This window comes from Okeania sp. SIO2F4, assembly GCF_010672385.1.
Lineage (GTDB): Bacteria > Cyanobacteriota > Cyanobacteriia > Cyanobacteriales > Microcoleaceae > Trichodesmium.
This window is the reverse complement of record NZ_JAAHGT010000162.1, coordinates 1,338-13,584: the sequence shown is the minus strand read 5'-3', so window position 1 is coordinate 13,584 and position 12,247 is coordinate 1,338. Positions and strand designations below refer to the sequence as shown.

General features: G+C 35.6%; 10 protein-coding genes. 6 read left to right on the top strand and 4 right to left on the bottom strand.

Annotated features, from left to right (window positions below; all coding sequences use genetic code 11):
* The 4 genes from F6K22_RS12910 to F6K22_RS12895 form a co-directional block, all read right to left on the bottom strand.
* Positions 1 to 652: bestrophin family protein (locus tag F6K22_RS12910; protein ID WP_293097991.1), on the bottom strand; the 652-nt coding region annotated here is incomplete at its 3' end.
* Positions 653 to 1,499: 847 nt separating this feature from the next.
* On the bottom strand, positions 1,500 to 1,688 hold the full coding sequence (locus tag F6K22_RS12905) for a DUF6173 family protein (RefSeq protein ID WP_293097994.1): 189 nt from the start codon (positions 1,686 to 1,688) through the stop codon (positions 1,500 to 1,502).
* A 3-nt stretch (positions 1,689 to 1,691) separates the two neighbouring features.
* Complete coding sequence (locus tag F6K22_RS12900) at positions 1,692 to 1,883, bottom strand: hypothetical protein (protein WP_293097988.1); 192 nt, start codon at positions 1,881 to 1,883, stop codon at positions 1,692 to 1,694.
* A gap of 731 nt (positions 1,884 to 2,614) precedes the next feature.
* Positions 2,615 to 4,138 carry a UbiD family decarboxylase gene (locus tag F6K22_RS12895; RefSeq protein WP_293097985.1) on the bottom strand — a complete coding sequence of 508 codons (1,524 nt, stop codon included), beginning with the start codon at positions 4,136 to 4,138 and terminating at the stop codon, positions 2,615 to 2,617.
* 371 nt (positions 4,139 to 4,509) lie between these two features.
* Between F6K22_RS12895 and F6K22_RS12890 the strand changes: the two genes are divergently transcribed.
* From F6K22_RS12890 to F6K22_RS12865, 6 genes are all read left to right on the top strand, one after another.
* Positions 4,510 to 5,973 carry an IS1/IS1595 family N-terminal zinc-binding domain-containing protein gene (locus tag F6K22_RS12890; protein WP_293097983.1) on the top strand — a complete coding sequence of 488 codons (1,464 nt, stop codon included), beginning with the start codon at positions 4,510 to 4,512 and terminating at the stop codon, positions 5,971 to 5,973.
* Between the two features lie 628 nt (positions 5,974 to 6,601).
* Positions 6,602 to 6,844 carry a helix-turn-helix domain-containing protein gene (locus tag F6K22_RS12885; protein WP_124146224.1) on the top strand — a complete coding sequence of 81 codons (243 nt, stop codon included), beginning with the start codon at positions 6,602 to 6,604 and terminating at the stop codon, positions 6,842 to 6,844.
* A gap of 137 nt (positions 6,845 to 6,981) precedes the next feature.
* Positions 6,982 to 7,749, top strand: a complete 768-nt coding sequence (locus tag F6K22_RS12880; RefSeq protein WP_293097980.1) for a hypothetical protein — start codon at positions 6,982 to 6,984, stop codon at positions 7,747 to 7,749.
* Between the two features lie 14 nt (positions 7,750 to 7,763).
* A complete protein-coding gene (locus F6K22_RS12875) occupies positions 7,764 to 8,453 on the top strand; it encodes a hypothetical protein (protein ID WP_293097977.1) in 690 nt (229 codons plus the stop codon).
* 444 nt (positions 8,454 to 8,897) lie between these two features.
* Complete coding sequence (locus F6K22_RS12870) at positions 8,898 to 9,857, top strand: ATP-grasp domain-containing protein (protein ID WP_293097975.1); 960 nt, start codon at positions 8,898 to 8,900, stop codon at positions 9,855 to 9,857.
* Positions 9,858 to 10,043: 186 nt separating this feature from the next.
* Positions 10,044 to 10,949 (top strand): DUF1350 family protein, encoded by a 906-nt coding sequence (locus F6K22_RS12865; RefSeq protein WP_293097972.1) that lies wholly within the window; start codon positions 10,044 to 10,046, stop codon positions 10,947 to 10,949.
* Positions 10,950 to 12,247: the final 1,298 nt, after the last annotated feature.

Below are 12,247 nucleotides of genomic sequence, written 5' to 3'. Positions count from 1 at the left end.
TAATAGGTGTCTTCAAAATTCCCTCACAACCTGTTAAAGCTTCAACCATTTTATCTAACAACCGAAACATCGCGGTAAGTTGATAGGGATTAATACAACCACGTTCATATTGATGCTGAAGATAATCACCTATTAAAAAAGCAATATGAATAGGAGGATGGTTCATTTTTTTGAGTTTTTCATACCAATCTTTAGGCATATATCCCTCTAATTCTCTATTAACATTCTCACCGCGCAAATGTAATTTACCAGCAATCGCAAAAGCTACTAATAACCTCATTATTTCCTCTTTTCCTTCTCTATCGGCTGAATTATTTTCTTCTACTGCAACCCAAATTTGTCGTGCAAAATTCCTAACTGTATTAACAATAATTCCCCATAACTGTCGCCCTTGCCAGAATCTTTCATAAGCTGTATTTGTTCTAAAAACTAATAGTAAACCTAAAACTAAACTAGGAACAAGACTACTTTTTGTTGGCAAAGTAACAGGAAAATTTAGGTAGTAAAGTACAGAAATAAGAAAACCAAATAATCCGCAGAATGTCACCCTAAAAATAATAGCGGGAATAACCGAATATTGCATTTGCAAAATAACTGTTAACCATTCCCGCTTTTCCCGATAGTAACTGTATTTTACTCTGTTTGTAGACATATTAATTTAGCAAAATTAGACAGATAGGAGTCATCTGTATATTCATAGACACCTATAGCTGAAGTAAGAAGTCAGAAGTCAGAAGTCAGAAGTTAAAGAAAGCAGCACGGACTATATTTGAGAATTTGAGAATGTCCTAATAGTAATGGCGACTACTATAAATTAATTTTACTGTCCTTTTTGTACAAGATAAAGGTAGGCATGAAAAATGATAATTTTTGGTTAAAATTTAGTAGATATAGCTTTAAGCATTCAGCACACTTTTGATAAAGAAAGTCAAAAGTTAAAAGTAAGAAAAAATGAAGGATTTTTGTAACATTCTTTTTTCAAATTGTGATTAGATCAAATCCGCTTAATTCGGAGTAAAAAAACCGGGTTTGTCGGAGGTCAATGTTAGTATTGTAGGGAATTTAATACAAACCCGGTTTCTCTGCTTTTTTATACCGATACTACCGGATTTGGCATTAGAAGTCAGAAGTCAGAAGTTAAATTCGTAGCACGGACTATATTTAATAATTTGAGAATGTCTTAACAGTAATTGCTGCTATAGCAATCCTATTTCAGTTGTAATATTTTGGTGGTAATTAGGAGTCAGGAGTCAGAATTTGCTCATGTTTTCCGTTAATATTAACTATTCTAAAAATTTTCACAAATGATTTAGGATTGCTATATAAATTTATTTATATATAGTTTGAGGGATACTTGAGAATTGAAGTTTAGTCTTTTAAGGTCGTAGTTATTTTTTTGTTTAGTTTTCTCTATCTATTCATATAGCAATTCTATTAGGGTTGTGAATTATAAATCATTTAGAATTGCTATATACCTAAATAATAATCAGGGTCATCTTTCAATTATTTTGAATAAAACCAATTTTTCGTTTAGGTTTTTCAGGTTCTAACTTTGGCAAAACTATCAAAATTAAACTAATTTGCGAAACGTTTTGCATTAATTTAACTGGTTCTCCATTGTTTGTAAATCCATGAAACATAATCAAACTAGGATCGGAGTAGCTAATGTCTGATACATGAAAAGTTATGTTTTAACCAAATGATACAAGTTTTACTCCAACTTCATTCTCAGTATCTAAATTACTATCAAACTTTTGCATTTCCGAATACAGTTTTTTTGCTAAGTTACTAGCACAATTAGCACTGGAAAAATCGGTAAAACGCTTTGTTAATTCATCAATTTTTACAGTGCTTTCATCATTATATACAGGTTGAAATGGCATAAATTATTTTTCAAATAACGACATATTAAAATTAACAAATTGAAGAAAAAAACAGCTATAAAAAATGAGTATAAATTCCCGAAGCAAAAGTAGAAATATCTTCACCAGAAAGATTTGTTTTTCTGTTTATAAAATTTGTTATGAATATTCCCTCGAATAATATAGAATCAGACTAAAAATTTGTCATTGCGACGAAAGGAAGCAATCTCAGGGGTGGCGCGAGATTGCTTCCTTCCACGGAGTGACCGTCGCTGCGGACTTACAATTACAATACTAAATCATTCCTTGATATAGTTTGTATCATCTGAAGTAATTATTCATTATTCATTATCCATTATTAATTAATGAAATGTGGTTCATTGACCTGAAAACTGCTGAGGTAATTATTCATTATTAATTTTTGAATGAGTATAAATTCCCGAAGCAAAAGTAGAAATATCTTCACCAGAAAGATTTGTTTTTCTGTTTATAAAATTTGTTATGAATATTCCCTCGAATAATATAGAATTTGGCTGAAAAATTGTCATTACGACGATAGGAAGCAATCTCTAAAATCCCTGAGATTGCTTCCTTCCACTCCGTTCCAGTCGCTGGGGACTTACCATTACAATACTAAATCATTCCTTGCTTGATATAGTTTGTATCATCTGAAGTAGTTATTCAAATTAATGAAATGTGATTCATTGACCTGAAAACTGCTGAGGTAATAATTAATTATTAATTATTAATTATTAATTATTAATTGTTGAACGGATATCATACCCAAACAAATTCGGGTCAACTTCCCCTAACTTCAAATTATCCAACCCATACTCTTCCCAACGTCTATCCACCATTGCCGCTACATCCGGGTCAGACTCCAAAGTTGCACCCCACTCATGGTCAGTCTCAGGCGGAATTTTTGTCGTCGCATCTATTCCCATCCGACCACCCAAACCAATTTTCTCACTCGCAAAGTCCAAACTATCGAAAGGTGTATTTGGCAAAATAAACACATCTCTAGAAGGATCTACCTTAGAACTAATTGCCCAAACTACTTGACGCGGGTCGCGAATATTAATACTCTCATCCACCACAATGACAAACTTTGTATAAGTAAACTGTGGCAAAGCACTCCAAAAAGCTAAAGCTGCTCGTCGTGCTTGACCTGGATATGCTTTCTTAATAGAAATTACCGCAGCTTTATAACTAAGCGCTTCCATTGGTAGGAAAAAATCCACAATTTCTGAAACTTGCTGTCTCAGAATAGGAGTATAGATCCGATTCAGAGCGATCGCCATCATTGCCTCTTCTTTTGGAGGTCTACCACTAAAAGTCGTTAAATAAATTGGGTCTTTCCGGTGAGTCATACAGTGAAATCTAACCACCGGAGAATCTTCCACTCCACCATAATAACCCATGTGGTCGCCAAAGGGGCCATCCGGCAATACTTCCCCAGGAGTAATAGTACCTTCTAGAACAAATTCTGAATCTGCAGGCACTTCCAAATCTAGAGTTTTGCACTTATTTAAGTTCACACCCGAACCACCATAAAGTCCGGCAAATAACCATTCCGATAAATCTACCGGAATTGGAGTAGCAGCAGCCATAATAATTAATGGGTCTACTCCCAGAGCAATTGCAATTTCCAACTTTTTCCCATTTTCTGCTGCTTTCCGCAGATGTCGCGCTCCACCACGGACTGATAACCAATGCACGCTCATGGTATTACGAGACTGTAACTGCAACCGATAAACTCCCACATTAGGAGTACCTGTTTCACAATCTTTTGTAATAACCAAACCAAGAGTAATAATTTTACCCGCATCTCCGGGATAGGGGCGAATCATCGGAATTTTGTTTAAGTCAAGAGCATTCCCTTCAATAACTACTTGTTGACAAGGTGGGAAAAAGTCGCGCCCTGGTTTTGCCTTGACTACATCAAATAGAACTTTACCAAATTCTACTGCTTGAGAAATCTTTTTTGGTGGTTTGGGTTGTTGCAGCATTCCCAGTTTTTTACCCAACGTTTCTAACTCCTGGGGTTTTTCCATATTCATTGCCCAACATACTCTTTCCTCCGTACCCAAGAGATTTATTGCTATGGGGTGGTTAGACCCTTTAACATTTTCAAATAGTAAAGCAGGGCCACCTTTTTGTAGCATTCGGTTACAAATTTCTGCTATTTCTAGGTCAGGGTCAACTAAAGCTTTGATTCGGCATAGTTGTCCTCGGTCTTCTAAAATTTTCAGGAATCCTCTTAAGTCGCGGGCCATAATTTTATTAACTTTTGTTAAACAAGAGTTATGATATCAGGGTAGGTGGGGAGATAGGGAGAGTTGGAGTATTTTTCAATCTTTTTCCCGTTTAGCTCGCTAAATCGTGAGGTTTGGGAACCTACCGTTAAATCTCGCGATTATAACGGGAGAGGATGTCAAGAAATCAGCAACTCCATTCTGATGATTCACATAGAATTTGAAATTACAGCACTTTTTAGGATCGTGAGGTACGGTTTTAAGATTAATCTTTTTTCCCTACTCCCTACTCCCTACTCCCTACTCCCTAAAGTCCTAAAACTTTGTACCTCATCAACTAGATAACTGCTGTAAATACTTTTGACTTTTGACTTTTGACTTTTGACTTAGAAATGAAATGTCCCAGTTGTGGTTCTATATCTCTACGCAAAAATGGTCGCCCCAATAATCGTCAACGCTATCGCTGCAAAGATTGTGGTCGGCAGTTTATGGAAAAGTTCTCTACATCAAATATAGGGCAGGAAATTTCTGTTAACCAATCTGAGCCAACGACTTTACCTGAAGCACCCATAGCTGGAATTGCAATTTTATTATTAGATGTTGAAAATCTGAAAATTGATATTAATGCAGAGCAATTTTTAGCAAGTATTTCTGAATATTCTTTACAAGTTAAGATTGCTTTTGCTAACTGGAAAAACTCTAGTTTGAGCAAATATGATGCAGAACTTTTTGAGCGTGGATATCAACTTATTCATGTTCCTGAAGGTAAAAATAGTGCTGATGCTCAAATGATGTCTATGGGGGCAGCTATTGGTAGACAATATTCTGATGCCAAAGCTGTTTTTGTTTGTTCTTCAGATTGGTTATTGACTCATCTTTGTAATAGTTTACAAAATCAAGGTTTGACTGTTTATCGGGTGAAAAGACAACCAGATAATATTCTGAGTATAGAAAATCGAAATACTTTGGAGGTGAGGCATTATTCCCTAAAGATGGCAACAGAAATTCCACCATTAGAAGAGTTTGTGGAACAAATTCAAAAGTTGTTACAAGTGGAAAATGAGTCAATTAGTAGGCGCAGCTCTGAGTTATCTATTATTGCTAGTTTATTGGAGAAACGATGTGAAATTTCTCTAGTTAGAGAGTCTAAACAAAATTTACCACAGGTAGTTTCCGAAGATGCGGAGATTTTTGCAGCTAAAAATATTGCTACAGAATTAGTTGAAAATGAGGAAAATATTCAGCCAAAGAGGGTTGATTTACCAGAGATTAATTCTCGAACAGAATTTGAGCAAGAAGTGATGAAAATAATCTCTAGTATTCCAGTCAAGAAGAATCAAATTTTTGTGAATTTGAACTTAGTTGATGAAAAATTTATGGCAATATTTGGGGAGGATATGGGGCAGGTATTAAAGGATTTAAAAATTAACAATGACCTGGATAACTTTTTCAAATTCTCTCCTAAATTTAGAGTGAAAAAAAAACCAAGGTCTAAAGAATATCAAGTGGCGATCGCTGCCCAAAATATACAGACTGTAAATTCACAGATAATTAGTTCTCCAGAACCTGCTGAAAATGTACCGACTGTAAATTCACAGATAATTAGGTCTCCAAAAGAATTGGAAAAAGCTTTGGTGAATATTATTGAAGTTTTAGCTGCTCATGCTCCTCATGGCTACATTTGCATTTCTATTATTGGCACAGAATTTCACAAACAATATAGTCATTCTATTACTACAATCCTGAAACAGTTGAAATTAAGTGGTAAATTTCTCGACTTTTTAAAGTCTTCTAACGCCTTTAATTTGAAAAAAGTTGGTAATAAATATCAAGTGGCGATCGCGAATAAGGAGTAGGGGAGGATTGGGAGGATGGGGAGTAAGAATCTTGTCTGCATTTTCTTTTAGAGATAAAAAGGGTGAAAGTTTTTCAATAGTACAAAAATTTTCAACCCTAAATAATTATTAATTAGGGTTTGCTGATTAAAGATAAAAGTATTGATAGATAAAGGTTTTAGCCTTTTTAGATACTAATAAAGTACCACCTTTTAGGTGTTTCAGCTTCATGCTAGGAGCGCATTTTGAGCAAGAGTTGGGCAGAAAATCAAGGGAGGATTCTTCTGACTACCTCTTCTATAATTCCTATTCCTCCTGACTTCTGGCTCCTACTCTTACCAACAGACTTTTTCAGCAAGCCCTAATTAATAAATGCATACCTATGGCAGTTTCAGAGATATGAAACCTAACAGGACTTATACAGCAACTCAACTTTACCAAAAAATCAGGTCTAAAGTCTCCCCTTTTAAGGGGATGAAAAAAAATCAATTTCTGTATTTCAATCCCAATGGTGAGCGCCAGAGGTACTGATAACTGATAACTAAACTTTACCCTACAGGATACTCTGCCGCAGTTAGGGAATAACACCTAAATTGTGAGTAAGTTCTGAGTAGTATAAATGACAAGTTCTAATTTGGAAAAAATTTTTATGTCCAAAACTATAGCTATTTCACGAATAGAAGCAGAAACTCAAGAAATAGACCCTCTAACATTGCTTTATATTCGAGAAGGATTAACCAGAGATTCCTTAGCATTAATGTTAGGAGTCGCTAGAGATACAGTAGATAAATGGGCAGCACAAAGAAGGCAACCATCTCGACCTATTCGTCGTCTTGCTGCAGAAATTTTGGCACGTTGGCAACGCGATCGCCTTACCGATAGAAAAATGTAAATCACTTTTAGGTTTTTGTCCTACACAGTTAATAATTATCAGGCTAAGGTAGATACAGGTGAACAAAAAACACCAAAAAAAATCAAAGTTATCAATCATATTTGATAACCAACACTACTTTTTGTTGAGGATAAATAATGCTAGTTTCAACTTTTGAACTACTCTTAAAAAAGATCACTCCTACTCCGGGAAATATTCCTAATTCTGACCGTCAAGTTCTCCAAGGTTACTTTTTAACTATTGCTAATCCTAATAACACTGACTTGAGGCTTCGACTCCAATTTACAGCTACAGAACCTAACTTAAACTTAGCTGATACTATTACTATTCGTGATGTATCAGGTAATAACGAATTTGGCAATTTAACTCCCACCTCAGACCCTCGTAAATTCACTTTTAATGTAGGAATAGCTGCCCACGATACAGGATTAGTGATTTTACAGCCAGATATTACTACTCTCGATCCACAGGTAGATGAAGTCGAAATTCGTGGATTTGTGGAAATATTTTTGCGCGCTCCTGGTGGTCAATTTGATGTGCTACTAACTCCCGAACACCGAGGCACATTTGTCAGTGAAAATCCACCTATTGTTTCTGACTTTGACCAACTGGTTTATGCTTTACCAACTGCTACTGGAAGTAGTCTATTTCAACTTGGACCAGTAGTAAAAGATCTTAAAGAAGTAAAACCAGAAATCAAAGAAATTAAAGAAGTTAAAGAAATTGAAAAAATTCCCGACAGTATCGGAACAGTTACCGCTAACCCAACAAACGAAGTGCAACAAACACTCGCTTTAATGGCTCAAAGTATCGATAACATCGGACAACGTCTAGCAACACAAGAAGCTTTCATATCTTCTGAAGAGCGTCCTGCTGTTGGTGAAACTGCTGTTAACAACGGATAAACAGGAGTAGAGTAGTGCTTGTTGTTATTGCTAATAGCTATGACAAGTCTGCTCGGTCTTTTGTTGAACATTCGGCAAGTGATGGTGTAACGTTACTCACCCCTGAAGATTTATCAGTGGTTGGGTGGCGACACCATCTGGGAAATACCAAAAATTCTACGGTGGTAGTGGGAGGAAAAATTATAGAAGTTGCACAAATAACAGGTGTGTTAACTCGCCTCCCTGTAGTTTTTCCAGAGGAACTTTTTCATATTGTTCCCAACGATCGCTCTTATGTAGCTGCTGAAATGACAGCATTTTTGGTTTCCTGGTTAAATACACTAAAATGTCCAATGCTCAACCGACCGACACCTACTTGTCTACTTGGACCGAATTGGCGATCGCCCCAATGGATTTATGCTGCTGCTCAAGTGGGGATGTCTGTACGTCCTCTGCATCAACATATTGCTCTAGGGAAGGAAAGTTTGCCAGAGGTAATTCCAGAAAATTCAGCAACAGTAACTGTTGTTGGTAAATGTTGTATTGGTGAAGTTGACCCCACCTTAGCAAATCAGGCAAGAACTCTTGCTGATGCTGCTGGAATTGACTTATTAACTGTTCAATTTAGTCAAGCTGATGCTAATGCAGAATTTCTTGATGCTAATTTGTGGGCAGATATTTCTCAACCAGCGATCGCTACTGCCATTCTGGAGTATTTTAACTAGCTATCAGCTATCAGCATTTCAGCTAGCCTCCTGGGTCGGAAATGTGTTAACAGCTTTTAGCAGCTCTGGGTTAAATCCCTGGTTTCTATAAACCGGAAGGTTGAGTCGGGGATTTCAACCCCGACGAGGGCGTAAAAAAAGTCCTAATGCTGACCGCTGAGGTGCTGAGTGCTGACTGCTTTTTAACTAGCTATAGGGCTACGCGCAAGTCAAAAGTAATTCCTGACTAACTTTGACCTGCTTGGTGCGCGTTCTCTTGCAACTGTCGTCGTCGCGGGGTCTCATCTGCATTTATAAATGTCCGCGCCCTATTTGCGTAGTGCTATATCAGCTTTTAGCAGCTCTGGTTAAAATCCCTTGCACCTATGGCGGTGAAAATCCCCATCTTTACGCTCAAAAAATAATTTGACTGATTGCTGACCGCTTTTTTAACGAGGAAAAAAAATGTTAATTCTGTTGTGGGGATTACCCGGAGATTCACCTTTAGCAGCAGTACAGAAAGAATTGCAAAATTTAGGTATACCTCATGTACTGCTCAACCAACGAGAAATTCTTGAAACCGAAGTTAAGCTTTCTGTAGGGGAAAAAATTACAGGGGAAATCTGCACTCCCACTCACAAAATAGACTTGAGTGCAGTCACAGGAGTTTATTTGCGCCCCCACGACTCCTTCAGACTTCCAGAAATCATCGAAGCAGGACCTGACAGTTATGCTTGGCAACACGCGAGTGCAGTAGATAATGCTTTGTTGTCATGGGTAGAAATGACTCCTGCCTTAGTTTTGAATCGTCTTTCAGCAATGGCAGCGAATAATTCTAAACCGTATCAGTTACAGCAAATTTGTAAGTTTGGGTTTCAAGTACCTGACACTTTAGTGACTACTACTCCTAATGCGGTACATGAGTTTTGGCAAGACAATGGCAGTGTGATTTACAAATCTGTCAGTAGTACCCGCAGTAAGGTTTCTCAGTTGCGACCAGAACATACCGAACGTTTGGCTAATGTTGTTTCTTGTCCAACTCAATTTCAGCAATATATACCCGGTAGGGATTATCGGGTTCATGTAGTGGGTGGAGATGTATTTACCTGTGCTATTAGTTCTGCTGCGGATGATTATCGTTACGCGGGAGTTGCCAATGCTCCTGAAATTTTTAGTTGTCGTTTACCGGAAGATATAGAAAATAAATGTAGAGCAATGGCGGCAGAAATGGAATTATCTTTAGCTGGCATAGATTTGCGAGAAACTCCAGAAGGTGAGTGGTACTGTTTTGAGGTTAATCCTTCTCCAGGATTTACATATTATCAGCAAGAAACAAATCAACCTATTAGCAATGCCATAGCTAGATTATTGGCATCTTTAAAAGTCAAAAGTCAAAAGTCAAAAGTCAAAAGTAAGATTTTATAAGCTTAAAACTTTAACTATACAGTAATTTACGGAAGTTATAAGTTATAAGTAAAAATTCAAACCTCTATAATTCCTTGTTTCTCATAACTACTCTTCCCCGTTACAAAAACAACTTCTAACTTCTAACTTCTAACTTCTGACTTCTGACTTCTGACTTCATTAAAGCCTATTCCCTACTATAAAATTATGAATTTAAAATTTACACCACTTTCTTTCAGTTGGGTAGCACTTCATCCTCAACCTCGCGGAATTATCCAATTTATCGGTGGAGCTTTTTTTGGCAGTTTGCCAACGATTTTTTATCGCTATTTCTTAAGTCAAATGTATGCTAAAGGATACAGCATTATTGCTTTACCTTTCCGCTTTAGTTTCCAACACTGGCCTATTGCTATTAGTTTATTAAAAGAACAAAGTATATTAGCAAAAGCAATGCCAGAACTTGCGGAAAAACTGGGTTATCAAAATAATATCTATACTGACAAATCAAAATATTTTTGGGTTGGTCATAGTTTGGGCTGCAAATATATTATGCTGCTAGAATTCATGAGTGAAAATGGATGGCAAGACAAACTCAGAAAATATGTTAATAGTCAGGAGGTAGAAAAGGTAGAAATAATTTTCAATCAAGTTCATCCCAGTATAACTACTATTTTAAATCAGCATTCTTTGTTAATGGCTCCAGATATTAGTGATACAAATAGTGCCATACCTGTACCGGCTTTAGCAAAATTAATAGACCGAATTGGTTTAGGAGCAAAACCAAGTAGAAAACAAACTCAATCTTTGATTAAACATAGTGATTTATTTCAGTTAATTTCTATGATTTCTTTTTCTAAAGATACTGTTGCAGGTAGTATTACAGATCGAGGCAAAAGTAAAGAAATTCAAGATAAAAGTGATGTAATTTGGTTAATAAATACCTTGAAAAATCGAGGATTATTACATCAAGAAATCTCCGGCAAGCATTTAGAACCGGTTGGAATAAAAGTAGGCAACTATATTGTTGATTTGAATCCTTTAGATAAATTTATTCAGCCAATTTATCACAGATGTTTAGAACAAATAGCTTTACATTTATTGGATAATAGTTAGGTGATTATATTTATCTTTCAAATATTGATACATAAAAAAACAATATGTTCAATAATTGATAATTGATAATAAATAATTGATAATTACCTATCCCTAAAACGGATTGGGGCGATGTAGTTCATCAATTTGAAAAGCGCTGTCATCTCAAGAAAGTTGGTAACAAGTATCAAGTAGCGATCGCTAATAATTAATAGAGAAGAAAGAGGGAAGAAGTTTAGAAGGAAGAAGTTTAGAAAGAATAAGTTTAGAAGGAAGAGTGAAGAAGTTAATATGGAAGAAGTTAAGAGGGAAAAATGATAGATATAGCGGTCTGAAATGAATTGGAACAAATCTTTTGAAAAATTTGTTTTGCAATACACCTTTTTGTAGTAGTAAATATTGAACAAAAAAAAGTAGAGTTCTATTACATCATTTTGGGATGATTTATAAATAATCTCGGATTTCTATAGACCCTCAAAAATTATTACAAGAATTATGAATCATCAATATACTTTAGCAGCAGAATTTTCACAGTCGGGAGTGGGTTTACATACTGGTATAAAATCTCATATGTAGTTTCTAGGACTCTCTCCACAGAATAAGGCATTGGAGATATTCGCATTCGTATAATTATTAATTAAAGAAGGAAGAAGTAAAAAAGTAAGAGGGAAGAAGTTAAGAGGGAAAATGATAGATATAGCGGTCTGAAATGAATTGGAGCAACTTTTTTTAAGAATTTGTTTTGCGATGCACCTTTTTGTAGTAGTAAATATTGAACAAAAAAAAGTAGAGTTCTATTACATCATTTTGGGATGATTTATAAATAATTTAGGATTCCTATAGACGATAAAAAATTATTACAAGAATTATGAATCATCAATATACTTTAGCAGCAGAATTTTCACAGTCGGGAGTGGGTTTACATACTGGTATAAAATCTCATATGTAGTTTCTACGACTCTCTCCACAGAATAAGGCATTGGAGATATTCGCATTCGTATAATTATTAATTAAAGAAGGAAGAAGTAAAAAAGTAAGAGGGAAGAATTTAAGAGAGAAAAATGATAGATATAGCGGTCTGAAATGAATTGGAGCAACTTTTTTTAAGAATTTGTTTTGCGATGCACCTTTTTGTAGTAATAAATATTGAACAAAAAAAAGTAGAGTTCTATTACATCATTTTGGGATGATTTATAAATAATCTCGGATTTCTATAGACCCTCAAAAATTATTACAAGAATTATGAATCATCAATATACTTTAGCAGCAGAATTTTCACAGTCGGGAGTGGGTTTACATACTGGTATAAAATCTCATAT

Bases quoted from the DNA above. Each gene is read 5' to 3' on its own strand.
- F6K22_RS12900 (WP_293097988.1), bottom strand. From the start codon at position 1,883: ATGCCATTTCAACCTGTATATAATGATGAAAGCACTGTAAAAATTGAT.
- F6K22_RS12895 (WP_293097985.1), bottom strand. From the start codon at position 4,138: ATGGCCCGCGACTTAAGAGGATTCCTGAAAATTTTAGAAGACCGAGGA.
- F6K22_RS12890 (WP_293097983.1), top strand. From the start codon at position 4,510: ATGAAATGTCCCAGTTGTGGTTCTATATCTCTACGCAAAAATGGTCGC.
- F6K22_RS12885 (WP_124146224.1), top strand. From the start codon at position 6,602: ATGTCCAAAACTATAGCTATTTCACGAATAGAAGCAGAAACTCAAGAA.
- F6K22_RS12880 (WP_293097980.1), top strand. From the start codon at position 6,982: ATGCTAGTTTCAACTTTTGAACTACTCTTAAAAAAGATCACTCCTACT.
- F6K22_RS12870 (WP_293097975.1), top strand. From the start codon at position 8,898: ATGTTAATTCTGTTGTGGGGATTACCCGGAGATTCACCTTTAGCAGCA.
- F6K22_RS12865 (WP_293097972.1), top strand. From the start codon at position 10,044: ATGAATTTAAAATTTACACCACTTTCTTTCAGTTGGGTAGCACTTCAT.